We start from the raw sequence: 1,301 nt of genomic DNA on the forward strand, positions 1-1,301 counted from the left end.
CTCTGGCGCGGGTGAAGCAACCGTAATTGCGCCTGATGCTCAAGGCCGACAAAAGGTCATGACCAGCCCGCTTTTCCTCTCTGCCGATTTGTCGAAAACAGGATTTACTTCTTACAGTGCCCGTATTGGTGCGCTCAGAGAAGATTTTGGAAACGCATCGAATGAATATGGTGCTGGTGGCGTTGTTGTAGCGATGCGTCATGGCATGACGGATTGGTTAACCTTGGAAACACAAGCTGAAGCAAAAGATGACCTAATTGTTGCAGGGCTGGGTTTTGTTAGTAATGCGTTCAACTTAGGTACGGTAGATGCCTCATTTCGAGTCAGTAATTTTAAAGATCAATCCAGCTCATACGCGCTGAGTTACAGTTACCAATCTAGGTTGTTTAGCTTCGCTGCTAGAACGCAAGTGGAGCAAGCTGATTTCTATACCCTGTCACATTTGCCAAATTACGAGAAGCTTAATAAAGGGGAGGAGGCATCGCTGAAGTCTCGCCATGTATCGCAAGTCAACATGGGAGTACGGCTAGGGGATTGGGGTTCACTTTCCGGTGGTTATTTCGATATTCAGCAAACCGATTCTAGCTCGCGTACACTCAATCTTACGTACAGTTATGCTCTGCCTTTTGACATCAATATGTCGCTCTCTTACAACCACAGTATTGGTGGTCAGGCAGTGACATTAGCGCAGTTCTCGTTGCCCTTTGGTTCGCTTGGCGGTAGTGCCGGCTTAACGCTGAAAAGGGAAGATGATGGCGATGTGCGAGGACGCGTTGGTTACAGTCGCCTCGCGCCTATAAAAGGCGGGTGGGGTATCAATTTAGCGCATGACCTCAATGAAGATCCTGAAAACCGTAAGCAAGCCGATTTGACCTATCGTGCCTCGTGGGCTCAGTTTCGAGGAGGGCTCAATGGCACCAGTGGGAATTATGATTATTTTGCGGAAATGGCGGGTTCAGTCTCGACATTGGATGGCAAAATCTTCCCTGCTAATGAAGTGTATGACAGCTTTGCCGTGGTCAGCACCAGCGGTTTTGACGGTATTCCGGTTAAATATGAAAACCAAATTGTTGGCGTGACTGACGAGGATGGCTATTTGCTAGTGCCGTGGGCTACCGCGCATTACACCGCAAAATTTGAAATTGACCCCCTCACTTTACCAGCGAATGCGGCATTTTCGACGACAGAGCAGTTCGCTTCGATACATGCAGGTTACGGTTATTTATTAGAGTTTCCCATAGAGCTGCAAATTGCATTGAGTATGACCGTTGTGGATGAAAATCACCTAGTCCTGCCGCTTG

Annotated in this window: 1 protein-coding gene; it reads left to right on the top strand. The window is 48.0% G+C overall.

Annotation, left to right across the window (positions count from 1 at the left end; all coding sequences use genetic code 11):
* Window positions 1-1,301, top strand: a 1,301-nt coding sequence (locus tag R7F67_RS24180; protein ID WP_318057458.1) for a fimbria/pilus outer membrane usher protein, incomplete at both ends; no start/stop codon positions are given.

The sequence above is a fragment of the Vibrio sp. YT-17 genome (assembly GCF_033337375.1).
In the GTDB taxonomy this organism is placed as follows: domain Bacteria; phylum Pseudomonadota; class Gammaproteobacteria; order Enterobacterales; family Vibrionaceae; genus Vibrio; species Vibrio alginolyticus.